General features: G+C 39.5%; 37 protein-coding genes. 36 read left to right on the top strand and 1 reads right to left on the bottom strand.

Annotated features, from left to right (window positions below; translation table 11 throughout):
• Positions 1–27 precede the first annotated feature (27 nt).
• The 31 genes from rplB to rpsI all read left to right on the top strand — a co-directional run bounded on the left by rplB (position 28) and on the right by rpsI (position 17,171).
• Positions 28–858 (top strand): 50S ribosomal protein L2, encoded by an 831-nt coding sequence (rplB, locus tag NYE67_RS19780; RefSeq protein WP_191701158.1) that lies wholly within the window; start codon positions 28–30, stop codon positions 856–858.
• A gap of 60 nt (positions 859–918) precedes the next feature.
• Complete coding sequence (rpsS, locus tag NYE67_RS19775) at positions 919–1,197, top strand: 30S ribosomal protein S19 (protein WP_004233637.1); 279 nt, start codon at positions 919–921, stop codon at positions 1,195–1,197.
• 22 nt (positions 1,198–1,219) lie between these two features.
• A complete protein-coding gene (rplV, locus tag NYE67_RS19770; RefSeq protein ID WP_191701159.1) occupies positions 1,220–1,564 on the top strand; it encodes a 50S ribosomal protein L22 in 345 nt (114 codons plus the stop codon).
• A gap of 3 nt (positions 1,565–1,567) precedes the next feature.
• Complete coding sequence (rpsC, locus tag NYE67_RS19765; protein ID WP_340726485.1) at positions 1,568–2,224, top strand: 30S ribosomal protein S3; 657 nt, start codon at positions 1,568–1,570, stop codon at positions 2,222–2,224.
• A gap of 2 nt (positions 2,225–2,226) precedes the next feature.
• On the top strand, positions 2,227–2,661 hold the full coding sequence (gene rplP, locus NYE67_RS19760; RefSeq protein WP_191704084.1) for a 50S ribosomal protein L16: 435 nt from the start codon (positions 2,227–2,229) through the stop codon (positions 2,659–2,661).
• Complete coding sequence (gene rpmC, locus NYE67_RS19755; protein ID WP_008406958.1) at positions 2,651–2,851, top strand: 50S ribosomal protein L29; 201 nt, start codon at positions 2,651–2,653, stop codon at positions 2,849–2,851. The genes rplP and rpmC overlap by 11 nt, the downstream gene beginning before the upstream one ends.
• 18 nt (positions 2,852–2,869) lie before the next feature.
• The gene (gene rpsQ, locus NYE67_RS19750) at positions 2,870–3,133 is read left to right on the top strand and encodes a 30S ribosomal protein S17 (protein ID WP_008406957.1); all 264 of its coding nucleotides are present in this window, start codon (positions 2,870–2,872) and stop codon (positions 3,131–3,133) included.
• 45 nt (positions 3,134–3,178) lie between these two features.
• Complete coding sequence (gene rplN / locus NYE67_RS19745) at positions 3,179–3,547, top strand: 50S ribosomal protein L14 (RefSeq protein WP_008406955.1); 369 nt, start codon at positions 3,179–3,181, stop codon at positions 3,545–3,547.
• Between the two features lie 37 nt (positions 3,548–3,584).
• A complete protein-coding gene (gene rplX, locus NYE67_RS19740) occupies positions 3,585–3,893 on the top strand; it encodes a 50S ribosomal protein L24 (RefSeq protein WP_191701161.1) in 309 nt (102 codons plus the stop codon).
• Between the two features lie 28 nt (positions 3,894–3,921).
• Entirely contained in the window at positions 3,922–4,461 is a 540-nt protein-coding gene (gene rplE, locus NYE67_RS19735; protein ID WP_191701162.1) for a 50S ribosomal protein L5, read from the top strand.
• Between the two features lie 21 nt (positions 4,462–4,482).
• Positions 4,483–4,668, top strand: coding sequence for a 30S ribosomal protein S14 (gene rpsN, locus NYE67_RS19730; RefSeq protein ID WP_008406949.1), 186 nt, complete (start codon positions 4,483–4,485; stop codon positions 4,666–4,668).
• A gap of 30 nt (positions 4,669–4,698) precedes the next feature.
• Positions 4,699–5,097, top strand: coding sequence for a 30S ribosomal protein S8 (gene rpsH, locus NYE67_RS19725; protein ID WP_008406947.1), 399 nt, complete (start codon positions 4,699–4,701; stop codon positions 5,095–5,097).
• Between the two features lie 31 nt (positions 5,098–5,128).
• Positions 5,129–5,668, top strand: coding sequence for a 50S ribosomal protein L6 (rplF, locus tag NYE67_RS19720; protein WP_340730839.1), 540 nt, complete (start codon positions 5,129–5,131; stop codon positions 5,666–5,668).
• 41 nt (positions 5,669–5,709) lie between these two features.
• On the top strand, positions 5,710–6,069 hold the full coding sequence (rplR, locus tag NYE67_RS19715; RefSeq protein WP_191704081.1) for a 50S ribosomal protein L18: 360 nt from the start codon (positions 5,710–5,712) through the stop codon (positions 6,067–6,069).
• A 21-nt stretch (positions 6,070–6,090) separates the two neighbouring features.
• On the top strand, positions 6,091–6,591 hold the full coding sequence (rpsE, locus tag NYE67_RS19710) for a 30S ribosomal protein S5 (RefSeq protein WP_191701165.1): 501 nt from the start codon (positions 6,091–6,093) through the stop codon (positions 6,589–6,591).
• A 14-nt stretch (positions 6,592–6,605) separates the two neighbouring features.
• Positions 6,606–6,785 (top strand): 50S ribosomal protein L30, encoded by a 180-nt coding sequence (gene rpmD, locus NYE67_RS19705; RefSeq protein WP_008406936.1) that lies wholly within the window; start codon positions 6,606–6,608, stop codon positions 6,783–6,785.
• A gap of 33 nt (positions 6,786–6,818) precedes the next feature.
• Positions 6,819–7,259, top strand: coding sequence for a 50S ribosomal protein L15 (gene rplO / locus NYE67_RS19700; RefSeq protein WP_191701166.1), 441 nt, complete (start codon positions 6,819–6,821; stop codon positions 7,257–7,259).
• On the top strand, positions 7,259–8,554 hold the full coding sequence (secY, locus tag NYE67_RS19695; protein ID WP_191701167.1) for a preprotein translocase subunit SecY: 1,296 nt from the start codon (positions 7,259–7,261) through the stop codon (positions 8,552–8,554). Before rplO ends, secY begins: the two co-directional genes overlap by 1 nt.
• A 62-nt stretch (positions 8,555–8,616) precedes the next feature.
• The gene (locus NYE67_RS19690; protein WP_340730838.1) at positions 8,617–9,270 is read left to right on the top strand and encodes an adenylate kinase; all 654 of its coding nucleotides are present in this window, start codon (positions 8,617–8,619) and stop codon (positions 9,268–9,270) included.
• A 416-nt stretch (positions 9,271–9,686) separates the two neighbouring features.
• Entirely contained in the window at positions 9,687–9,905 is a 219-nt protein-coding gene (gene infA, locus NYE67_RS19685) for a translation initiation factor IF-1 (protein WP_016839390.1), read from the top strand.
• Between the two features lie 37 nt (positions 9,906–9,942).
• Complete coding sequence (rpmJ, locus tag NYE67_RS19680) at positions 9,943–10,056, top strand: 50S ribosomal protein L36 (protein ID WP_000868344.1); 114 nt, start codon at positions 9,943–9,945, stop codon at positions 10,054–10,056.
• A 24-nt stretch (positions 10,057–10,080) separates the two neighbouring features.
• On the top strand, positions 10,081–10,446 hold the full coding sequence (gene rpsM, locus NYE67_RS19675; protein WP_008406720.1) for a 30S ribosomal protein S13: 366 nt from the start codon (positions 10,081–10,083) through the stop codon (positions 10,444–10,446).
• A 26-nt stretch (positions 10,447–10,472) separates the two neighbouring features.
• Positions 10,473–10,862: a 30S ribosomal protein S11 gene (gene rpsK / locus NYE67_RS19670; RefSeq protein ID WP_008406718.1), complete on the top strand. Its 390-nt coding sequence runs from the start codon at positions 10,473–10,475 to the stop codon at positions 10,860–10,862.
• A gap of 149 nt (positions 10,863–11,011) precedes the next feature.
• Positions 11,012–11,956, top strand: a complete 945-nt coding sequence (locus NYE67_RS19665; protein WP_008406717.1) for a DNA-directed RNA polymerase subunit alpha — start codon at positions 11,012–11,014, stop codon at positions 11,954–11,956.
• A gap of 56 nt (positions 11,957–12,012) precedes the next feature.
• On the top strand, positions 12,013–12,390 hold the full coding sequence (gene rplQ / locus NYE67_RS19660) for a 50S ribosomal protein L17 (protein WP_008406715.1): 378 nt from the start codon (positions 12,013–12,015) through the stop codon (positions 12,388–12,390).
• Between the two features lie 444 nt (positions 12,391–12,834).
• Entirely contained in the window at positions 12,835–13,680 is an 846-nt protein-coding gene (locus NYE67_RS19655; protein WP_191701169.1) for an energy-coupling factor ABC transporter ATP-binding protein, read from the top strand.
• Positions 13,656–14,528, top strand: coding sequence for an energy-coupling factor ABC transporter ATP-binding protein (locus tag NYE67_RS19650; RefSeq protein WP_340730837.1), 873 nt, complete (start codon positions 13,656–13,658; stop codon positions 14,526–14,528). Before NYE67_RS19655 ends, NYE67_RS19650 begins: the two co-directional genes overlap by 25 nt.
• Positions 14,525–15,322, top strand: coding sequence for an energy-coupling factor transporter transmembrane component T family protein (locus NYE67_RS19645; RefSeq protein ID WP_340726481.1), 798 nt, complete (start codon positions 14,525–14,527; stop codon positions 15,320–15,322). Before NYE67_RS19650 ends, NYE67_RS19645 begins: the two co-directional genes overlap by 4 nt.
• 13 nt (positions 15,323–15,335) lie before the next feature.
• A complete protein-coding gene (truA, locus tag NYE67_RS19640) occupies positions 15,336–16,079 on the top strand; it encodes a tRNA pseudouridine(38-40) synthase TruA (RefSeq protein WP_340730836.1) in 744 nt (247 codons plus the stop codon).
• Between the two features lie 236 nt (positions 16,080–16,315).
• Positions 16,316–16,753, top strand: coding sequence for a 50S ribosomal protein L13 (gene rplM, locus NYE67_RS19635; protein ID WP_191701173.1), 438 nt, complete (start codon positions 16,316–16,318; stop codon positions 16,751–16,753).
• A gap of 25 nt (positions 16,754–16,778) precedes the next feature.
• Positions 16,779–17,171: a 30S ribosomal protein S9 gene (gene rpsI / locus NYE67_RS19630; protein WP_191701174.1), complete on the top strand. Its 393-nt coding sequence runs from the start codon at positions 16,779–16,781 to the stop codon at positions 17,169–17,171.
• Between the two features lie 69 nt (positions 17,172–17,240).
• On the opposite strand, the gene NYE67_RS19625 is transcribed toward rpsI, so the two are convergent.
• On the bottom strand, positions 17,241–18,278 hold the full coding sequence (locus tag NYE67_RS19625) for a C45 family peptidase (protein WP_340730835.1): 1,038 nt from the start codon (positions 18,276–18,278) through the stop codon (positions 17,241–17,243).
• A gap of 166 nt (positions 18,279–18,444) precedes the next feature.
• Between NYE67_RS19625 and NYE67_RS19620 the strand changes: the two genes are divergently transcribed.
• The 5 genes from NYE67_RS19620 to NYE67_RS19600 all read left to right on the top strand — a co-directional run bounded on the left by NYE67_RS19620 (position 18,445) and on the right by NYE67_RS19600 (position 24,201).
• Positions 18,445–18,729 (top strand): 2-keto-3-deoxygluconate kinase, encoded by a 285-nt coding sequence (locus NYE67_RS19620; protein ID WP_340730834.1) that lies wholly within the window; start codon positions 18,445–18,447, stop codon positions 18,727–18,729.
• A gap of 31 nt (positions 18,730–18,760) precedes the next feature.
• Positions 18,761–20,500 (top strand): ABC transporter ATP-binding protein, encoded by a 1,740-nt coding sequence (locus tag NYE67_RS19615; RefSeq protein WP_340730927.1) that lies wholly within the window; start codon positions 18,761–18,763, stop codon positions 20,498–20,500.
• The gene (locus NYE67_RS19610) at positions 20,493–22,301 is read left to right on the top strand and encodes an ABC transporter ATP-binding protein (RefSeq protein WP_445683380.1); all 1,809 of its coding nucleotides are present in this window, start codon (positions 20,493–20,495) and stop codon (positions 22,299–22,301) included. The genes NYE67_RS19615 and NYE67_RS19610 overlap by 8 nt, the downstream gene beginning before the upstream one ends.
• A gap of 57 nt (positions 22,302–22,358) precedes the next feature.
• The gene (locus NYE67_RS19605; RefSeq protein WP_191701178.1) at positions 22,359–23,072 is read left to right on the top strand and encodes an N-acetylmuramoyl-L-alanine amidase; all 714 of its coding nucleotides are present in this window, start codon (positions 22,359–22,361) and stop codon (positions 23,070–23,072) included.
• Positions 23,073–23,145: 73 nt separating this feature from the next.
• Positions 23,146–24,201, top strand: a complete 1,056-nt coding sequence (locus NYE67_RS19600) for a P-loop NTPase (RefSeq protein ID WP_339214509.1) — start codon at positions 23,146–23,148, stop codon at positions 24,199–24,201.
• The last annotated feature ends 46 nt before the right edge of the window (positions 24,202–24,247 follow it).

The raw sequence follows: 24,247 nt of genomic DNA, 5'->3' as shown, positions 1-24,247 counted from the left end.
GTAACCTTTAAGAAGGAGGGAAAACAAATGGCGATTAAAAAGTATAAGCCAACCTCAAATGGACGTCGTAACATGACATCATCTGACTTTGCTGAAATCACTACTAATAAACCTGAAAAGTCTTTATTAGAACCGACTAAACGTAAAGCTGGTCGTAACAACCAGGGTAAAATTACTGTTCGTCATCACGGTGGCGGTCACAAGAAACAATACCGTGTTATCGATTTTAAACGTCTTAAAGACGGCATTCCAGGACGCGTTGCTACAATCGAGTACGATCCAAACCGTTCTGCGAACATCGCTTTAATTAACTATGCTGACGGTGAAAAACGTTACATCTTAGCTCCGAAAGGTCTTGAAGTAGGTCACACTATTTATTCAGGTCCAGAAGCGGATATTAAAGTAGGTAACGCTTTACCATTAGCAAACATTCCAATGGGTACAACAATCCATAACATCGAAATGAAACCTGGTAAAGGTGGACAATTAGTACGTTCAGCTGGTACTTCTGCGCAAGTATTAGGTCGTGAAGATAAGTATGTAATCGTTCGCTTACAATCTGGTGAAGTACGTTTAATTCTTGCTACTTGCCGTGCAACAATCGGTCAAGTTGGTAACGAACAACACGAACTTATCAACATCGGTAAAGCAGGTCGCTCTCGTTGGTTAGGTAAACGCCCAACAGTTCGTGGTTCTGTAATGAACCCTAACGATCACCCACACGGTGGTGGTGAAGGACGTTCTCCAATCGGACGTAAATCACCAATGACACCATGGGGCAAACCAACTCTTGGTTTCAAAACTCGTAAAAAGAAAAATAAATCATCTAAATTTATTATTCGCGGACGTAAAAAATAAAGTGGTAATACTACGGTTCAGTTCGAGAGCCGTGGTCGTATCACGGAGGGAGGTTCCTAAATGGGTCGCAGCTTAAAGAAAGGACCTTTTGTTGATGACCACCTTATGAAAAAGGTGGAAGCACAAGAGGCTTCTGAGAAAAAACAAGTTATTAAAACTTGGTCTCGCCGTTCTACTATCTTCCCAAACTTCATCGGTTTAACAATCGCTGTATATGATGGACGTAAACACGTTCCTGTATACGTGACAGAAGATATGGTAGGTCACAAACTTGGTGAGTTCGCACCGACACGTACTTATAAAGGTCACGGTGCAGATGACAAGAAAACAAGACGCTAATTTTGAGAGGAGGTAAATCCTAATGACACAAGCTAAAGCTATCGCTCGTACAGTTCGTATCGCTCCTCGTAAAGTTCGTCTAGTAGTAGACTTAATTCGAGGCAAGCAAATTGGTGAAGCAGTTGCAATTTTACGTCATACTCCAAAAGCGGCGTCTCCAGTCGTTGAGAAAGTATTAAAATCTGCAGTCGCTAACGCTGAACACAACTACGAGTTAGATATTAATAACTTAGTTGTATCTGAAATCTTTGTTGATGAAGGTCCAACATTAAAACGTTTCCGTCCACGTGCCCAAGGTCGTGCATCGGCAATTAACAAACGTACTAGCCACATTACTATTGTGGTATCTGAGAAGAAGGGGGTTTAATCCGTGGGTCAAAAAGTACATCCAATAGGACTACGTGTTGGTATTATTCGTGACTGGGAATCTAAGTGGTTCGCTGAGAAAGATTATGCAAACTTATTACACGAAGATATCAAAGTACGTAAATATATCGAATCTAAACTTAAAGATGCATCTGTATCTAAAGTAGAAATCGAACGCGCTGCAAATCGCGTAAACATTACTATTCACACTGCGAAGCCAGGTATGGTTATCGGTAAAGGTGGTACGGAAGTTGAAAACTTACGTAAACATTTAACTGATTTAACTGGTAAACGTGTGCATATTAACATTATTGAAATTAAACGTGCAGATCTTGACGCTAAATTAGTAGCTGAAAACATCGCTCGTCAACTTGAGAACCGCGTATCATTCCGTCGTGCTCAAAAACAATCAATCCAACGCACAATGCGCGCTGGTGCAAAAGGTATTAAAACACAAGTATCTGGTCGTTTAGGTGGCGCTGACATCGCGCGTGCTGAACACTATAGCGAAGGAACTGTTCCACTTCACACATTACGTGCTGACATTGATTATGCACATGCTGAAGCAGACACTACTTATGGTAAACTAGGCGTAAAAGTTTGGATCTACCGTGGTGAAGTCCTTCCTACTAAAAAGAACTCTGTGGAAGGAGGCAAATAAAAATGTTATTACCTAAACGCGTAAAATATCGTCGTGAACACCGTGGTAACATGCGTGGAGAAGCGAAGGGCGGTAAAGAAGTATCTTTTGGTGAGTTTGGCTTACAAGCTACAACTGCATCTTGGATTACTAACCGTCAAATCGAATCTGCTCGTATCGCAATGACTCGTTACATGAAACGTGGCGGTAAAGTTTGGATCAAAATCTTCCCACATAAGCCTTACACGAAAAAGCCTCTAGAAGTCCGAATGGGTTCTGGTAAAGGTTCTCCTGAAGGTTGGGTAGCAGTAGTAAAACCAGGAAAAGTAATGTTCGAAATCGCTGGTGTATCTGAAGAGATCGCACGTGAAGCACTTCGTTTAGCATCACACAAGCTTCCTGTGAAATGTAAAATTGTAAAACGTCAAGAAACTGGTGGTGAATCTAATGAAAGCTAATGAAATCCGTGACCTTGCCACTAATGAAATTGAATTAAAAGTAAAATCACTGAAAGAAGAGCTTTTCAACCTTCGCTTCCAATTGGCGACTGGTCAATTAGAAAACACAGCTCGCATCCGTGAAGTTCGCAAAGCGATCGCACGTATGAAAACTGTGATTCGTGAAAGAGAAATCAGTGCAAATAACTGATAAAGGAGGGTTTTATGTATGACTGAGCGTAACCAACGCAAAGTTTACACGGGCCGTGTCGTTTCAGACAAAATGGATAAAACAATTTCTGTATTAGTTGAAACTCATAAAAAGCATAAGCTTTATGGCAAGCGTGTAAAATACTCGAAAAAGTTTAAGGCTCATGATGAGCTAAACACTGCGAATATCGGTGATATCGTACGTATCATGGAAACTCGCCCGCTATCAGCTACTAAACGCTTCCGTTTAGTTGAAGTTGTAGAAAAAGCGGTTATTATTTAATAACATTTCGGAATAAAATAAAATTTCCGAAGGGAGGTAACCTAAGTGATTCAACAAGAAAGTCGTATGAAAGTTGCTGACAACTCAGGTGCACGTGAAGTTTTAACAATTAAAGTTCTTGGTGGTTCTGGACGTAAAACTGCTAACATCGGTGATATCGTTGTTTGTACAGTTAAGAAAGCAACACCAGGTGGCGTTGTCAAGAAAGGCGACGTTGTTAAGGCTGTTATCGTTCGCACAAAATCAGGTGCACGTCGTAAAGACGGTACTTACATTAAGTTTGATGAGAATGCTTGCGTAATTATCAAAGATGATAAATCACCACGCGGAACTCGTATTTTCGGACCAGTTGCACGTGAATTACGTGATGGCAACTTCATGAAAATCGTTTCTTTAGCTCCAGAAGTTCTTTAATTTCATGACAGTACCAATCAAGGAGGTGCGACACATAATGCATGTTAAAAAGGGCGACAAAGTAAAAGTAATTACTGGTAAAGACAAAGGTAAAGAAGGCGTAATCTTAGCTGCTTTCCCTAAACAAGACCGCGTTCTTGTTGAAGGTGTAAACATCGTTAAGAAACACGTTAAACCTAACCAACTTAACCCACAAGGTGGAATTGTATCTCAAGAAGCTGCAATCCACGTTTCGAACGTAATGCTAATCGATCCTAAATCTGGCGAGCCGACTCGTGTAGGTATTGAGATCAAAGATGGCAAAAAAGTTCGTGTTGCAAAAAAATCAGGTGTAGTAATCGACTAATAAGTAAAATGAGAAGGGAGGTACACACATGAGCCGCCTAAAAGAAAAGTATTTAAATGAAGTATCACCTGCTCTTATGAGCAAGTTCGAATATAAGTCAGTAATGCAAGTGCCTAAAGTAGACAAAATCGTAATCAACATGGGTGTTGGTGACGCAGTTCAAAACTCTAAAGCTCTTGATGTAGCTGTTGAAGAATTAACAACAATCACTGGTCAAAAACCAGTTGTAACTAAAGCGAAAAAATCTATCGCAGGTTTCCGTTTACGTGAAGGTCAAGCGATCGGTGCTAAAGTTACATTACGCGGTGAGCGTATGTATGAATTCCTGGATAAATTAATTTCTGTTGCACTTCCACGTGTACGTGACTTCCGTGGTGTTTCTAAAAAAGCATTCGACGGTCGCGGTAACTATACATTAGGTGTTAAAGAGCAGTTAATTTTCCCAGAAATCGATTACGATAAAGTTTCAAAAGTACGCGGTATGGACATCGTGATCGTAACTACTGCGAATTCTGACGAAGAAGCTCGCGAGTTATTAACACAGTTCGGTATGCCGTTCCAAAAGTAATAAAATAAGGAGGGCGAAGACGTGGCAAAAAAATCAATGATCGTTAAACAACAACGCACGCAAAAATTTAAAGTTCAAGAATATACACGTTGTGAACGCTGTGGCCGTCCACACTCTGTATACCGCAAATTTAAACTTTGCCGTATTTGTTTCCGTGAACTTGCATATAAGGGACAAATTCCTGGCGTTAAAAAAGCCAGCTGGTAATCCCCTAATTTGGGAAGGAGGTAAATTTTCATGACAATGACTGATCCGATTGCAGATATGCTTACACGCATTCGTAATGCGAACATGGTACGTCACGAGAAGTTAGAAGTTCCTGCTTCTAACGTAAAGAAAGAGATCGCTGAAATTTTAAAGCGTGAAGGTTTCGTACGTGATGTAGAATATGTAGAAGACAACAAGCAAGGTATCATCCGTATTTTCTTAAAATATGGTAAAGAGAACGAGCGTGTTATTACTGGTCTTAAACGTATTTCTAAACCAGGTTTACGTGTATATGCTAAAACAAACGAAGTACCTAAAGTATTAAACGGTCTTGGTATCGCTTTAGTATCTACTTCAAACGGTTTATTAACTGACAAAGAAGCTCGCGCTAAACAAGTTGGCGGAGAAATCTTAGCATACATTTGGTAATTAGTAAGAAAAGAACGGAGGTGCAATATAAATGTCTCGCGTAGGTAAAAAAGTTATCGAGGTACCTGCAAACGTAACGGTCGAAGTCGGTACTGACAACGTTGTTACTGTTAAAGGTCCAAAAGGCGAATTAACTCGTCAATTCAACCAAGATATGAAAATCGAGCAAGAAGGCAACATTCTTTCTGTAGTTCGTCCTTCTGATTCTAAAGAACACCGTACTAACCACGGTACAACTCGTGCGTTATTAGCTAATATGGTAACTGGTGTTTCTGAAGGATTCACTCGTTCTCTAGAACTTATCGGTGTAGGTTACCGTGCACAATTACAAGGCAACAAGCTTGTATTGAACGTAGGTTACTCTCATCCAGTAGAGTTCACACCTGAAGAAGGTTTAGAGGTCGAAGTTCCTTCGAACACTAAGATCATCGTAAAAGGTATTTCTAAAGAGCGTGTTGGTGCATTAGCATCTAACATTCGTGACGTTCGTCCACCAGAGCCGTACAAAGGTAAAGGTATTCGTTACGAAGGCGAATTCGTTCGTCGTAAAGAAGGTAAAACAGGTAAATAATGCGGCTTAAATCGCATTAATAATTGAAAGGAGTGACCACTGTGATTACGAAACAAGATAAAAATCAAGTTCGTAAAAAACGTCATGGGCGTGTTCGTTCTAAAATTTCGGGTACTGCACAACGTCCACGTTTAAACGTATTCCGTTCTAACAAGAACATTTATGCACAACTAATCGACGACGTAGCTGGCGTAACTTTAGTTTCTGCTAATACTCAAGAAAAAGCTTTCGAAGGTATGAGCGCAAACATTGAGGCTGCTGCTAAAATCGGTGAAACAATCGCTAAACGCGCTGCTGAAAAAAATATTACTACAGTAGTATTTGACCGTAGCGGTTACTTATATCACGGACGTGTAAAAGCTTTAGCAGAAGCTGCACGTGAAAACGGCTTAGAATTTTAATAAGAAGGAGGGACATACTTCATGAGTCGCATTGACGCAAACAAATTAGAACTTGAAGAACGCGTAGTTACAATTAACCGTGTTGCTAAAGTTGTTAAAGGTGGTCGTCGCTTCCGCTTCTCTGCTCTAGTAGTAGTAGGAGATAAAAATGGTCATGTAGGATTTGGTACTGGTAAAGCCCAAGAGGTTCCAGATGCAATCCGTAAGGCTGTTGAAGACGCGAAGAAAAACTTAATCGAAGTACCACGCGTGGGTGGAACTACTCCACACTTAGTGCAAGGTCGCTTCGGTGCAGGTTCAATCTTAATTAAACCTGCAGCTCCTGGTACAGGAGTTATCGCTGGTGGTCCAGTACGTGCCGTACTAGAACTAGCTGGTATTACTGATATTCTTTCAAAATCTCTTGGTTCAAACACACCAATTAACATGGTGCGTGCAACTGTAGCAGGTTTAACTGAATTAAAGCGTGTAGAAGATGTAGCAAAACTACGCGGTAAATCAGTGGAAGAGTTATTAGGATAAGGGGGGGAATTATAATGGCTAAATTACAAATTACCCTTAATAAATCTGTCATCGGTACTAAACCAAACCAACGTAAAGTTGTTGAGGCTTTAGGATTACGTAAATTAAACCAAACTGTGGAACAAGCAGATAATGCTGCTATCCGCGGGATGATTACAAAAGTAGCTCACTTAGTTACTGTTAAAGAAATTTAATTTCAATTATACGAACAAGGAGGTGCCACCCAAATGAAACTTCATGAGTTAAAACCAGCAGAAGGTTCACGTAAAGTACGTAACCGCGTTGGTCGTGGTATCGGTTCTGGTAACGGTAAAACTTCTGGTAGAGGTCATAAAGGTCAAAACGCTCGTTCTGGCGGCGGCGTTCGCCCAGGATTTGAGGGGGGTCAAAACCCACTTTTCCGTCGTTTACCTAAACGTGGCTTTACGAACATTAATCGTAAAGAATACGCGATCGTTAACCTTGATGCGTTAAACCGTTTTGAAGATGGTGCAGAAGTAACACCTGCATTATTACTAGAAACTGGTATCGTGAGCAATGAAAAAGCTGGAATCAAGATTCTAGGTCATGGTACGTTAAGCGTTAAGCTTAATGTTAAAGCTCACAAATTCTCTGCTTCTGCAAAAGAAGCAATTGAGAACGCTGGCGGAACAACTGAGGTGATCTAATGTTTCAGACAATCTCTAACTTTATGCGCGTTCGAGATATACGAAATAAAATCATCTTCACACTATTAATGTTAATCATTTTTCGTATCGGGACATTCATCCCGGTACCAAATGTTAACGCAGATGTATTAAAGGCAACTGATGAGTTCAGCTTAGTAGGTTTCCTTAATACGTTTGGCGGTGGTGCATTAGCAAACTTCTCTATCTTTGCGATGGGGATTATGCCATACATTACTGCTTCAATCATTGTCCAGTTACTTCAAATGGATGTCGTTCCTAAGTTTGCAGAATGGGCGAAACAAGGTGATGTAGGTCGACGCAAGTTGGCTCAATTCACTCGTTACTTCACAATTGTACTAGCATTTATTCAATCTTTCGCTATGAGTTTTGGTTTTAACCAATTTTATGGAGGATCATTGATTACGGATACTAGTATTCAATCGTACTTAACGATTTCTGTCGTGTTAACAGCAGGTACAGCATTCCTATTGTGGTTATCTGAACAAATTACTGCATATGGTGTTGGTAATGGTATTTCAATCATTATCTTCGCTGGTATCGTAGCTGCGATTCCTAACGCAGTAAACCAAGTGTATGCACAACAAATTGATGGAGCTGGAGATCAATTATTTATTAATATTGCTATCTTAGCTTTACTAGTTTTAGTGCTACTAGCTGTTGTAGTTGGAGTTATATATATTCAACAAGCGTTGCGTAAAATTCCAATTCAATATGCAAAACGAGTTGCTGGGAATTCACCTAAAGTAGGAGCACAGCAAACGCATTTACCGTTAAAAGTAAATGCTGCAGGGGTTATTCCGGTAATCTTTGCAATAGCGTTTATTGTTACTCCACAAACTTTAGCAACATTCTTTGGAGATAATAATGTAACTGCATTCATCACTAATGCGTTTGACTATACTAAACCTATTGGGATGATTATCTATGTTGCGTTAATTATCGCCTTCACATACTTCTATGCATTCATTCAAGTGAATCCGGAAAATGTGGCAGATAACTTGAAAAAGCAAGGTGCTTATATTCCGGGTATTCGCCCAGGAAATGACACACAAGCTTACTTAACAAAAGTTCTTTATCGTTTAACATTTGTTGGTGCTCTATTCTTAGTAGTCATTTCAATCATGCCAATTTTATTCATCAACTTTATGAACCTGCCAGCTTCGGCTCAAATCGGGGGAACAAGTATGATTATCGTAGTTGGTGTTGCACTTGAAACGATGAAACAGTTAGAGTCTCAATTAGTAAAACGCCATTATAAAGGATTTATGAAATAATGCAGGTTTAGGAAACATTTACGTTTCCTTGCCGGCTTATGTTGTAAAGGGGAACATTACGTATGAATATCGTTTTAATGGGTCTTCCAGGTGCCGGTAAAGGTACTCAGGCTGACAAAATTGTTGAGAAGTACGCAATCCCTCATATTTCTACAGGCGATATGTTCCGTGCCGCTATTAAAGAAGGTACTGAATTAGGTTTAAAGGCAAAATCGTTTATGGATCAAGGCGCATTAGTGCCGGATGAAGTAACGATTGGTATTGTTCGTGAACGTCTTTCACAACATGACTGCGAAAAAGGATTCTTATTAGATGGATTCCCACGTACAGTTCCTCAAGCAGAAGCTTTAGATAGCATTCTTGATGAATTAGGTCGTCCAGTTGAGCATACAATTAATGTTCAAGTTGAAAAAGAAGAATTAATCGCACGTTTAAGTGGACGTCGTATATGTAAGACTTGTGGTACATCGTATCATTTAGTGTTCAATCCTCCAAAAGAGGAAGGCAAATGTGATAAAGATGGCGGCGAATTATATACACGTGCGGATGATAATCCTGAAACTGTTGCAAACCGTCTGGAAGTAAATATGAACCAAGCACAACCTTTACTTGATTTTTATGAAGCAAAGGGTGTACTTAAAAATATTAATGGACAGCAAGAAATTTCTAAAGTATTTGCTGATCTTGATGCTCTATTGCAGGGCAGCCGCAGCTGATATCCGTCCGGGCGCTAGACAGCTTCCGCGGTATTCATGCGGAGGCAACAACGAAACATAATTTTTTGAGAGTTGCAAAAGCATATTGTGCCCGGTATATACTATAAGGGTTGAGCACAAAATTCGTGTGATGACATCTTTGTAACGTATAATGGGTTTCGTGGAAGCATCTGTGTAACGGGTATGAATCTCTCATCAAGACATTCCGGCTATCGTGTTAACATAAGGGATGCGGTTCCTTATTATAAGGACTGTTTCCATGGATTGTGTGAAGCGAAACCAGACGAGCGTCTTATTGTACATCTCTCATGCAATCCAAAACATATGTTGGAACGAGTTGCTTCTTAATCAGGAGAAACAGTTGCAAGAGCTCGCATGAGTTTTTTGATATTAGCATATAGAAGGGAGACGAGAAGATGGCGAAAGACGATGTAATTGAAGTCGAAGGGACAGTTGTTGAGACTTTGCCAAACGCGATGTTTAAGGTAGAATTAGAAAATGGGCACACTGTGCTAGCACACGTTTCTGGAAAGATCCGTATGCACTTTATCCGTATCCTACCTGGAGATAAGGTTACTATTGAGTTATCTCCTTATGATTTAACTCGCGGTCGTATCACATACCGTTTTAAATAATCTTTTGCACTCCGGACTATTAAGGAGGTTAGGTTAGATGAAAGTGAGACCATCTGTGAAACCGATCTGCGAAAAATGTAAAGTAATTCGCCGACGCGGTAAAGTAATGGTAATCTGTGAAAATCCTAAACACAAACAAAAACAAGGATAATTAATCAAGGAGGTGCACTAACGAATGGCACGTATTGCTGGTGTTGATATTCCTCGCGACAAACGCGTTGTAATTTCATTAACTTACATTTACGGTATTGGTAAAACTACTTCTCAAAAAGTATTAGCAGGTGCAGGTATTGACGAAAATACTCGCGTTAAAGACTTAACAGAAGATCAATTAAACCAAATTCGTGAACAATTAGATTCATACAAAACAGAAGGTGACTTACGTCGTGAAGTTTCTTTAAACATCAAACGTTTAATGGAAATCGCTTCAAACCGTGGTATCCGTCACCGTCGTGGTTTACCTGTTCGTGGTCAAAATACGAAAAACAATGCGCGTACGCGTAAAGGTCCTCGTAAAACTGTAGCGAACAAGAAAAAATAATTAAGTAAAGGAGGTTCCTTCTTAACATGGCTCGTAAACAACAAACTCGTAAACGTCGTGTGAAAAAGAACATCGAATCTGGTGTTGCTCACATCCGTTCTACATTCAACAATACAATCGTAACGATCACTGATATGCAAGGTAACGCATTATCTTGGTCTTCAGCTGGTGCTTTAGGTTTCCGTGGTTCACGTAAATCAACTCCATTCGCAGCTCAAATGGCTGCTGAAACAGCTGCTAAAACTTCAATGGAACATGGTTTAAAAAACATTGAAGTAACAGTTAAAGGTCCTGGTTCTGGTCGTGAAGCTGCAGTTCGTGCACTTCAAGCTGCTGGATTAGAAGTAACTGCTATTAAAGACGTTACTCCAGTTCCACATAACGGTTGCCGTCCGCCAAAACGTCGTCGCGTGTAATGGGTGCAGCTTAGAAGTATAATTTTGTACTTCTATGTACATCATGTTACTTTGTACAAAAGTCTTGTGCATTTTTTAGTCTATCTTAGATTAACAACTATGATGATAAGAACCTATACATTAGATGTTTTGAAGGAGGGTAAATTGGAATGATCGAAATTGAAAAACCAAAGATTGAAACAGTGGAGATTAGCGAAGATGCCAAATACGGCAAGTTTGTTGTAGAACCGCTTGAACGTGGTTATGGTAATACTTTGGGAAATTCTTTACGTCGTATCCTTCTGTCTTCATTACCTGGAGCTGCTGTAACGTCAATTCAAATTGACGGCGTACTACACGAATTCTCAACTGTAGAAGGCGTTGTAGAAGATGTTGCTTCAATTATCTTAAACGTGAAAAAGCTAGCTTTAAAAATCTACTCGGACGAAGAAAAAGTCATTGAGATAGATGTGAAGGGTGACGGAACGGTTACTGCAGCTGACATTACACATGACAGTGATGTAGAAATATTAAACCCAGATTTATATATCGCAACAATCGCAAAAAACGGTCATTTACGTATGCGTATGTACGCACAACGTGGCCGTGGTTATACTCCTGCTGATCAAAACAAACGTGAGGATCTTCCTATCGGCGTGATCCCGATCGACTCTATTTACACTCCAGTTTCACGCGTCAACTTCCAAGTAGAGAACACTCGTGTTGGACAAAATTCTGACTACGACAAGTTATCACTTGATGTATGGACAGATGGAAGCATCGGTCCTAAAGAGGCGATTTCACTTGGAGCGAAAATTTTAACTGAACACTTAAATATCTTCGTAGGCATGACGAACGAGGCACAAACTGCTGAAATCATGGTCGAAAAAGAAGAAGATCAAAAAGAAAAAGTATTAGAGATGACTATCGAAGAACTTGATCTTTCTGTTCGTTCTTACAACTGCTTAAAGCGCGCTGGTATCAACACGGTATTAGAGTTAGCTAATAAGTCTGAAGACGATATGATGAAAGTACGTAATCTTGGTCGTAAGTCTCTTGAAGAAGTTAAGCATAAGTTAGAAGAGCTTGGTTTAGGATTACGTAAAGAAGACTAAGCGAAAAATTATAAAATTTAGCTAGATCAGATATATTTAAAAGGAGGGAAACGTCCATGGGTTACAGAAAACTTGGTCGTACAAGTTCTCAACGTAAAGCATTACTACGCGACTTAGCTACTGATTTAATCATCAACGAGCGCATCGAAACAACTGAAGCGCGCGCTAAAGAAACTCGTAAAGCAGTTGAGAAAATGATTACTTTAGGTAAACGCGGTGATTTACACGCTCGTCGTCAAGCGGCAGCATTCATCCGTCGTGAGTTAGTAACAGTTGGAGAAGGCGAAGAAGAAAAAACTGTTTTCGCACTTCAAAAATTATTTGATGATATCGCACCTCGTTATGCGGAGCGTCAAGGTGGTTACACTCGTATTCTTAAAGTAGGTCCTCGTCGTGGAGACGGCGCACCAGTAGTAGTTATCGAATTAGTTTAATTCTAACGAAATAGGTGAAGAGGGGTGTCCGGTTCACCGGTTGAACCCATGCACCCCTCTTTTTTCATAGGTTTTGTGATTTTATACGACAATAATTAAGCTGAGCGTTATGATGAGCGGAGTAGTCAACTACTGGCGTCTCGTTTAGCTCTCCGCACCTCATTCAATGAATTTTCGGGCTTGAGCACCCGTAAATTTTGTAAATGTAACGACAAGCGCATTTCTCTGAATGAGGTGCGCGCTTTTTTATTTATGGAATACTAGGATTGAGCCCCTACATTCCTCATACATATGCAAACATAAAGTACGTTTAAATAGGTGGCATTAAGCTGAACTTGTTTGAGAACGTGCTTTATTTTTATATATGTATAATTTCCTGGGAAATTTAAACTACATATTTATATATGTGTAATACATTCAATGCAAAGGGGAGAATAGCTGAGTATGAATGAGATTTTATCATTTAATCATGTAACATTTTCATATACGCCCGATGAACCAAATGCACGAAATGCTGTAGAGGATGTCTCTTTTGCAATTAACAAAGGTGAATGGATTACAATAGTTGGACACAATGGTTCTGGAAAGTCGACAATGGCAAAATTAATGAGCGGCTTACTATTACCTCAGCAAGGGGAAGTCCGCATAAAACATAATATTCTAACAGAAGAAAACCTATGGGACATACGTTCGCAAATTGGGATTGTCTTTCAAAACCCAGATAATCAGTTCGTTGGGGCTACTGTGCAGGATGATGTAGCTTTCTCTCTTGAAAATAACGGTGTACCGCATAAAGAGATGGTTCAGCGGGTACAGGATGCACTTCAACAAGTTAAAATGGAGGCGTTCATTAATCATGAGCCACATCATTTATCAGGAGGACAGAAGCAGCGTGTAGCGATTGCAGGGGCTTTAGCTATGCATCCTCAAATTCTAATATTGGATGAAGCGACTTCGATGTTGGATCCTCAAGGTCGTGAAGAAGTATTGACGCTCGTTGAAACATTAAGAAAAGAAATTGACTTAACTGTTTTGGCAATTACGCATGATTTGGAAGAGGCACTTTTGGCGGATCGTATAATTTTTATGAATGATGGTAAGAAGTATGAAGAAGGTACACCTGCAGAAATTTTTTCATTAGGAGATAAACTGCTGCAGTTTGGTCTGGATATGCCTTTTGCCATGAAGATGACTAAGCTACTACAAGCACAGGGAGTACAGCTTGTAGGGCAACATATGACAGAAGAAGAGCTGGTGAATGATTTATGGACATCCAACTTCAACAAGTAAGCTATGCCTATGCAAAAGGCACTCCATTTGAAAAACAAGCTTTACATGAGGTTGACTTAACAATTAAAAGTGGAACATTTCAGGCAATCATCGGACATACAGGATCAGGTAAATCAACAATACTCCTTCATTTTAATGGTCTACTAAAGCCATCGAGTGGTACGGTGAAAATCGGAGACCGATTAATTGAAGCTGGAAAAAAGGCGAAAGATTTGAAATCCGTACGGCAGAAGGTTGGAATTGTCTTTCAATTCCCGGAGCATCAGCTATTCGAGGAAACCGTATTAAAGGATATTATGTTTGGTCCGATGAATTTCGGTGTTTCAGAGGAAGAAGCGGAAAAGCGTGCACGTGAATTAATCTCGCTTGTAGGGCTGCCTGAGGATATTCTCGAAAAATCTCCGTTCGATTTGTCAGGGGGACAAATGCGTCGAGTAGCAATTGCAGGGGTTTTAGCAATGGATCCTGAAGTAGTTGTTTTGGATGAACCAACTGCTGGTCTTGACCCTCGAGGGCAAAAGGAGATTATGGACTTATTTTATGAGTTACATAAACAACGAGGCTTAACAACAATTCTTGTTACACATAGTATGGAAGATGCAGCACGTTATGCGGATTCAATTGCCATCATGCATGAAGGTCGATGTGTGTTAAATGGCAATCCAAGAGAAATCTTCGGTGACAGCCGAACACTTGCACAATTTCGTCTAGAACCACCACGCATTGTCCGTTTCCAGCGGCAAGTTGAGAAAATGATGGAGAAATCATTATCAAAAGTTTGCTTAACTGAAGAAGAGCTTGCATTTGAAATCGGACAAGCGATTCCTAAGGAGCGTGAAGGACAATGATGGAAAAAATGATTTTTGGTCGATATATTCCGGGGAATTCATTTGTTCATATGCTTGACCCACGCTCAAAGCTGCTCTTTGTATTTGCATTTATTATTGTTGTCTTTTTGGCCAATAATACGTTAACGTACGGAATATTATTAGCTTTTACCTTAATTGTAATTTTGCTTTCAAAAATTCGGCTTTACTTTTTAATTAATGGATTAAAGCCGGTTATATTTTTAATGCTTTTTACACTCATATTGCATTTATTTATGACGAGAGAAGGCCCTGTACTCATTGACCTTGGCTTTATGAAAATTTATGAAGAAGGTCTGCGCCAAGGTGTATATATTTCACTGCGCTTTTTAATGCTCGTCTTTATGACATCCATCTTAACGCTAACAACTTCGCCTATTTCCATTACAGATGGCTTAGAGGTACTGTTAAACCCATTTAAGAAGTTGAAGCTCCCTGTGCATGAGCTAGCACTTATGATGTCTATTTCACTGCGTTTCATTCCCACATTAATGGATGAAACAGATAAAATTATGAAAGCACAAATGGCGCGAGGTTCAGATTTAAGTGCGGGACCGATTAAAGACCGTCTAAAGGCCGTGGTACCATTGCTAGTGCCGCTGTTTATTAGCGCATTTAAACGGGCAGAAGATCTTGCTACGGCCATGGAAGTACGTGGCTATCGCGGAGGCGAAGGTCGTACGAAGTATCGTTTGTTGAAATGGCATGCAAAAGATACGATTATTTTAGTCGCGCTAGTAATAATGGCGGTCCTGCTGTGGATGCTACGAGGTTAAGAGGGGTATTGAAATGGTCAGATTAAAAGCAACAATAAGCTATGATGGTACGTCATTTGCTGGTTATCAAGTTCAGCCTGGAGAACGTACAGTACAGCTTGAAATTGAAAAAGTATTAGCTATCATGCATAAAGGAAATCAGGTGAAAATTACAGCCAGTGGACGTACGGATGCGCGTGTCCATGCAACAGGCCAAGTGATTCACTTCGATACACCTTTATCCATACCGCTAGAAAAATATCAAAAGGCATTAAATGTGCAGTTACCACGTGATATTCGAGTAATGCAAGTAGAGCAAGTAAAGGATGATTTTCATGCACGCTATGATGTACTAGGAAAGCGTTACCGGTACATTTGGGATTGCAGCATGATTCAAAGTCCATTTAGACGTCATTATGCAGTAGAGACTAATGGGGTAAAACCCGATATTGAAGCAATGCGGGGTGCGGCTCAAGCTATTATAGGAAAGCATGATTTTAGCTGTTTTTGCGCGGCGAATACAAGTGTGGTTGATAAGGTGCGTATAGTTAATGCATTAGAGCTTAATTGGCATGATGAGGAATTACATATGACAATAAGCGGGAATGGCTTCCTGTACAATATGGTCCGGATTATAGCGGGTACGTTATGGGAAGTCGGCACAGGGAAAAGGGAAGTAGGTTCGTTACCCCAAGTGGTTGCTTCAAAGGATCGTTCCCTTGCAGGTAAAACTGCCCCAGCTAACGGTCTATATTTGGAACAAGTTTTTTATGAATAATTTATATATTTTTTAAAAAAATTTTGTACGATTTTCCGAAAATACGAGAGAAACAGCCATTTAAAAAGGATTAACAACCTCTCCAGGTGTTCAATTAAATATCTTGACTTTAAACGCGATACATTATATGATGATGTATGGTATTTTCATTACCACCACAATAATAAGCCCCGAAACTTATATAGTGTATATAATGAAAAATAACGGTAATTCATATCGATTAGGAGGATACAAACATGCGCACAACTTTCATGGCTAAAGGTCAAGAAGTAGAACGTAAATGGTTAGTAGTTGACGCAGAAGGCCAAACATTAGGTCGTTTAGCTTCTGAAGTAGCTTCTATCTTACGTGGTAAACATAAACCAACATTCACACCAAACGTTGATACAGGAGATCATGTGATCATCATCAACGCTGATAAAATTGAGTTAACAGGTAACAAATTACAAAAGAAAATTTACTACCGTCACACTCAATTCGCTGGTGGATTAAAACAACGTACAGCTGGTGAAATGAAGGAAAAATACCCAACTCAAATGCTTGAGTTAGCAATTAAAGGTATGCTTCCAAAGAACTCTTTAGGTCGTCAAATGTTCACTAAACTGAACGTTTACACTGGTTCTGAACATCCACATGCTGCACAAAAACCAGAAGCTTACGAGCTACGTGGTTAATAAACTATAATAGGAGGAAATAACTTTGGCACAAGTACAATACATCGGCACAGGTCGCCGTAAAAGCTCAACTGCTCGCGTACGTTTAGTACCAGGCGAAGGTAAAGTAGTAATCAACAATCGTGAAATTGCAGATTACCTACCATACGAAACTTTACACTTAATTATCAACCAACCATTAGTAGCTACAGAAACTAAAGGTTCTTATGACGTTCACGTTAACGTAAACGGTGGTGGATTCACAGGTCAAGCTGGAGCAATCCGTCACGGTATCGCTCGTGCATTATTACAAGTTGATCCAGACTTCCGTCCAGCTTTAAAAGCTGCAGGTCTATTAACTCGTGATTCTCGTATGAAAGAGCGTAAAAAACCAGGTTTACGCGGCGCTCGTCGTGCACCTCAGTTCTCAAAACGTTAATCTTTACGATTACTATTTTGCGAAATTACAAAACCCTTTCTTGGACTTTTCCAAGAAAGGGTTTTTTCTTTATTCATTTGCAAAGCCGTTTGTCGCATGAAGTTTTCCTTTAACTTTTGTGAGAGGTAAATGATTACCGCTTAACCACGAATGAAAATCAATGACGATAGGTAATGCGTCTCCACCTAAAGCGAAAATACATTTACCTTCAATTGGTATATAGCCAACCGTATGGAGAGTACCATCCCAAGCTCCGTATTTTGTAGCAAATACACCATTTTCGATTCGATTCATTAATTTAAACGCATTTTCAAAAGAAAGTGAATTTTCCTGGGCATTCGAAATAATGTGTTCGCGTGCTAAAGAATCTTCCATTCGGTAACGATTTTCTTCTGTCAGAACTTTAAAGTGGTTTGTGCAGGCTGTTGCATCTCGAACGGCAACGTTGCGCGGAGATGCTTCTACTGCCACCATAGTTTGCTCCGCATCAAGTAATACATAATTAAATGAATGCTTATGGGGGATATTTTTTAATAATGAAATCCCCTCGGCAACATTTGCGCAACGTTCCAATAATAGACGCCCGATCATATTGCAAACAAAGCCATCCGCCCTGTTCTTCGTATTTACAAAGTTATAACCGACGACTAGCCCTTTTTCATTCATTCCATCCATACGCCCTGTAATTTGCATAGAAGGTCCGACTGTCGCGTAACCACCATTAGTTGGGGCATATAACACGAAACGCCCATCATAACTTTGTGGGTCATTGTCATAGTTGCGAATCATATAATGCGGATTTGTCGTAATAGAACAGCCACTTTTTTTATGTGCGGCATAATAACCACCATAATGAAGTAAAGCCTGTTCTTCCTTATAACCAAGTACATAAGCAAGACCTTCTATTTCCTCTTCAATTCCTGGACCAAACTGGGTTAAAAGTTGCTTAACATATAATTTATCTATAGAAAATCTATGATCTAATTGTTTATAAAGTTCTTCTCTATTATAAAAAAGAGGGGAATTCTTGAAAAGCTCTCCTTGGTATATACCAAACTCATAATGCGATCCTCTGAATTGAATAATATCGCTCGTCACGTTTTTCATTTTATGTACCCCTTTAATGAAACTGTTTTTTCCATAGTAACGATTTTTAGTGGACAAACAAAACAAAAGGATTTGGAAAGCAGTCCTCCCGAAAAACCTTCAGTAGCAGTAGAATTTTTGTATACATTGGTATACAATAGTATTCAAAAAGAGTAGGGTGAAAAATATGAAATCAGAAGGTAGAGGGAGACATCGAAAAGAAGGGGAACAAAGTAATCGCCGTTCAAAGGGTGCCCAAACATTCCGTCGCGGACGTGCACTGGAGTTTTATCGTCAACTTGAAATGAAGCGTTCAACATTGAAACAACAGTTAGAGTCTGCAGAATTGCAATCAATTCATCCTGTCATTGCAGGGGAGTTGAAAGCAACCGAAGCAATTATGAATGACTTTGTAGGCTTATTTCAGTTGAACGAATTGCTGGAAGAAGCACAAGCAACAGAAGAGGAATAATTTTTCACAACATAAGGAAGTGAACTTGGTAATGCAGGCAGTAGGGAAATTATCGAAATATATAAAACCATATATTCTGTTTGCTATCATTGCACCGATAATGATGATAGTCGAAGTAGGTATGGATTTATTACAGCCAACAATTTTACAACATATTATTGACGATGGGATTGCTGAAAACGATACGGCATTTATACTAAGAAGTTTTGGTTTAATGATTATTACATCATTAATCGGTTTGATAGGTGGGGTTGGATGTTCGATTTATGCCTCACGTACAGCGGTTAATTTTTCAACGGATCTTCGTCATGATTTGTATGAAACGATTACTTATTTTTCAAATAGTAGTAAAGACAAATTTACACTCGGAAAACTTGTTACGAATTTAACGAGTGACATTGAAATGCTTCAGCGTGCATTAACGATGCTGCTTAAAATATTTGTTCGTGGTCCAATGATGTTTATCGGGGCTATTGTCATTGTATTTATTACAGCGCGGGAGCTATTTCCGATTTTGATGGTAGTAGTACCGATTTTAGCATTTTGTATGTATTACTTCACAGCACTGTCAGGCAAGCTTTTCCATAAAGTTCAGTTGGTAGTCGACATAGTAAATACAAAAGTTCAGGAAAATTTGGCCGGTATTCGGGTTATTAAGGCTTATAACCGAAAAAATCATCAAATTGATCAGTTTACAGACATTAATACACAATTAATGAAACGCTCTATGTCAGCAGATCAAATTATTGGTGTGCTAGCTCCATTGACGATGTTTGTCGTGAATATGGGAATTGTTGCAGCATTATGGATGGGTGCCATTAAGGTAGATAATAATACCTTACAAGTAGGGGTTATTTTAGCCTTTATTAACTATTTAATGATGGTCATGCAAGGGCTGATGAGTTCTTCAATGGTTCTTGTACAGCTTGCACGTGCAGTTCCGAGTGCAGAGCGTATTGTAGAAGTATTGGAGGAAAAAATAGAGTTTACAAATCCTTCCGTACCAGAGTCACATAAGATTCAAGGAAGTGTGAGTTTTGAAAATGTCAGCTTCTCTTATTTAAAAGGAACGGAATCAGTACTTAAAAATATTAGTTTCCATGTAAATGCCGGTGACACGGTTGGCATTCTAGGAATGACAGGGAGCGGGAAATCCACGTTGGTCAAGATGATTCCAAGATTGTTTGATGTCGATAGTGGTGTGATAAAAATTGATGGGATACCAATAGGACAATACGGTCTTGAACATCTACGTCAGTCAATAGGATTTGCTCCTCAAAAGGCGACCTTGTTTTCAAAAACAATAGCTGAGAACCTTCAATATGGAAAGTCAGAGGCAACAGAGCAGCAAATTTTACAAGCATTGCAAGCATCGAATGCGAGAGAATTTGTTGATAGACTTGAGGCAGGGACAGAGCATGTGCTAACACAAGGGGCAACGAATTTATCGGGTGGACAAAGGCAACGGCTGGCAATGGCACGAGCATTTATACGCAAACCGAATATTTTAGTGTTGGATGATGTGACGAGTGCAGTTGATAGTATTTCCGAAAAGGCTATTCAGCAGGCAATTGATGAACAGTTTGCCGGGGCGACGAAATTTATCGTTTCATCTAAAATTTCCTCAGTTCGACATGCCAATCAAATTCTCTTAATGGATGACGGGAAAATAATTGCCAAAGGGACACATGAGCAATTGTTAAAGACGAGCGAGTTATATAATGAAATGGCAAAAACACAAGCGGAAAAAGGGGTGACCTTAAGTGAATAAACAACAAGGGGGACCACCAAATCCGATGGGCCATCCAGGAGGGCGATTTACCGGTCCTGTTGTGAAGCCGAAAAATCAAAAAGAGACATTACTTCGTATATGGAGCTATTTACGTATTCAAAAGGTTGAGCTAATTAGTGTTGTTATTTTTGTAATTATAAGTACGCTTTTAAGTTTAGTCGGTCCATTTTTAATAGGTAAAACAATTGATGACTATATTATAAAGTTAAATATATCAGGTTCAATTCGTATGGCGCTTCTGTTAGCGGGAGTGTATATCGCATCATCTTTACTAACGTGGATTCAAACATTTGTAATGATACGTGTATCACAAAAGACAATTCGCCGTTTACGTCAACAGCTTTTTGAGCAATATCAATCACTGCCATTAGCTTTTTATGATAAAAAGCAACAGGGTGATTTAATGAGTCGGATGACAAATGATATTGAAAATTTAAATGCAGCATTGTCGCAAAGTGTTATTCAAATAGTATCGAGCTTTTTAACCATTGTTGGTACGGCATTTGCGCTATTTTATTTGGATTGGCGTTTAGCACTTGTCACACTTATTATCATCCCGCTTATCGTGTTCGCTACGAAACAGATTATAAAAAGAAGCAGTGTAAACTATAAAGCGCGTCAACGGGATCTAGGTAATTTAAATGGCTACATTGAAGAGACGATTTCTAATGCAGATATCATTACACTGTTCGGTAAAGAAAAATCAACGCTGGCAGAATTTAAAGAAGCGAACGAAAGACTACGTGGTTCTGCAATGCGGGCAGATATTATTTCCGGGTTCATGGGTCCAGTTAATAACTTCATGAATAACCTAGGATTAAGTTTAGTAATTGGGACAGGTGCAGTTATGTCGGTAACGAGTGGACTTACGATTGGGGTTATCGCATCGTTTGTTACATATACACGCCAGTTTTTCCGTCCAATTAATCAGCTATCAAACTTATTAAATACATTCCAGTCTGCAATTGCTGGTTCTGAGCGAGTATTTGAAGTTTTAGATGAAGTAAGGGAAATAGAAGACATCGAGCATGCAAAAGAAAAACCTCAGTTTAAAGGGGATGTCACATTTGAAAATGTCAAATTTGCGTATGAGTCAGGGAAACCAGTACTGCGCGGCATCAACTTTAAAGCGAAAGCCGGGGAAACAATTGCGATTGTTGGTCCAACCGGTTCAGGAAAAACGACCATTATTCAATTGCTTACACGTTTTTACGATGCAACAGGAGGCCGAATACTACTGGATGATGAGCCGATTACGCATTACAAAATGAATAATGTTCGGGATCATGTCGGGGTAGTCCTACAGGATACGTATTTATTTTCCGGGACGGTGCGTGAAAATATCCGTTTCGGCAAGCTGAATGCTACAGACGAGGAAGTAGAGCAGGCGGCCAAAATTGCCTATGCTCATAATTTTATCAAGTATTTGCCAGAGCAATACGATACAGTGTTATCAAGTGGCGGCTTAAACTTAAGTCAAGGGCAGCGTCAGCTTATTGCCATTGCACGTGCGATTTTGGAGGATCCTGATATTTTAATTTTAGATGAAGCAACTTCGAGCGTTGATACGATGACTGAAGTTCATATTCAAAAAGGGCTGAATAATTTAATGAAAGGCCGTACAAGCTTTGTTATTGCACATCGTTTAAAAACGATAGAAAACGCCGATCAAATTCTCGTAATTAAAGATGGACAAATTTTAGAGCAAGGCAATCACGATTCTTTAATTAATGCCAAAGGATTTTATGCAACGCTTCAAAATCAGCTAATGGCCAATTAATCGAGGTAATAAACGCCCCCTCTTTTGCGTATAGTAGGCAAAAAGGGCGGTGTTTTTATGAAGCGTTGGCTTGCACTTATATTCGTTATTTTTTGTTCGATGCTAGTCGTTGTATATGAAACAAATGCTTCCGACCGGCGATTTTTTTTACCCGAGCCATTAGGTGGGTTGAAAATTGTATTGGATGCTGGTCATGGAGGTATTGATGGTGGTGCTTCAAATGGTGATGTAATCGAAAAAGATGTGACATTGGCAATTACAAAAAAAGTAGCTCGTCAATTGACACGTTTAGGGGCAGAAGTAATATTAACGCGTTCAACAGATGGAGATGTACTAAGTGAACATGCACCAAAGGAGACATTTCCAACACTTCGTGAGCGTAAGAAACAGGATATTTTCCTACGTGAAACATTAGTGGAATCACATGAGCCGGATATATTTATTACGATTCATGCAAACGCAATTCCAAATAGTAAATGGAGAGGAGCCCAAGTGTTTTATCATCATGAAGGACATGAAAAGAGTGAAGCACTCGCACAGGCTGTTCAACAATCCATTCGTACTACGATGGAAAATACAGACAGGGAAGCATTATCGATTAAAAATGTTTATTTACTAAAGAAGGTGGAAATACCTGCAGTATTGGTAGAAACGGGTTTCCTAAGCAATGAAGAAGAAAGGGACTTGCTTGCTACTGAAAGTTATCAGGATAAGATGGCATTTGCTATTGCGCGCGGAATTGAAAATTATATTCATGTGAAATTTGACTAGGCAACATGTAATAGCAATACGGGACTAGTATGATATACTAACAATGGATATTTCATTCAGGGGAGTGTTTGATGTGCTAAATGAACAACAAGTTCGAGAACTATTAGGCGAATTACAGGATCCGTTTTTACATAAAACATTAGCAGAAACAAAAGGTGTAACAAACGTTTCAATTAAAGCAGAAAAAGGGCATGTTAGTGTTCGTATTGCAATTGCAAAGGTAAATACGCCGGAACAAATGACACTTCAAATGAAAATTGTAGAAGTGTTAAAAGAAAATGGCGCGGCTTCAGTAGGGATTCGTTTTGAAGAATTACCAGCAGAAGTTTTACAATCATTCCGTGGACAAGCGACGGAGTCACAGGCTCAAGATATATTATCACCATTATCAAGTGTGCAATTTATCTCAATTGCTTCTGGTAAAGGTGGCGTAGGGAAATCGACTGTATCTGTCAACATGGCAGTTGCTTTAGCGCGCTTAGGAAAAAAAGTAGGATTAATCGATGCAGATATATATGGCTTCTCTGTTCCAGATATGATGGGTGTAACGGAAATGCCAGTTGTAAAAGAAGATCGTATATATCCAGTTGAGCGTTTAGGTGTAAAAGTTATTTCAATGGGGTTCTTCGTAGAAAATAATGCACCAATTGTATGGCGCGGTCCTATGCTTGGAAAAGTACTAGACCAGTTCTTCCGTGATGTAGAGTGGGGCGAATTGGATTATCTACTATTAGATTTACCGCCAGGAACAGGGGACGTAGCACTTGATATTCACCAGATGCTACCGGCTTCAAAGGAAATTGTTGTTACAACGCCACACCCAACAGCAGCATTTGTAGCAGCTCGTGCAGGTGCAATGGCATTACAAACGAATCATGAGATTTTAGGTGTTATCGAAAACATGGCTTGGTATGAAAGCAAAACTGGTGAAAAGGAATTTGTATTCGGTCAAGGCGGCGGTCCAAAGCTAGCTGAAGAATTACGTACTAAGCTACTTGGTCAAATTCCGTTAGGTCAACCAGATTGGACTGAAGAAGATTTTGCGCCATCTATCTATGCAGAGAATCACCCTACAGGTCAGATTTACTTGAAAATTGCTGAAGAGATTGTATCGGCATTAAATAAATAAGCTTATATTAACAACCAGTTGTCCCAAAATGGAACAACTGGTTGTT

Origin of the sequence: Solibacillus sp. FSL W8-0474, assembly GCF_038004065.1 — a bacterium.
GTDB classification, from domain to species: Bacteria; Bacillota; Bacilli; order Bacillales_A; family Planococcaceae; genus Solibacillus; species Solibacillus faecavium.
Note: the sequence above shows the minus strand (reverse complement) of the source record. Positions and strands in the feature narration are given on the sequence as shown.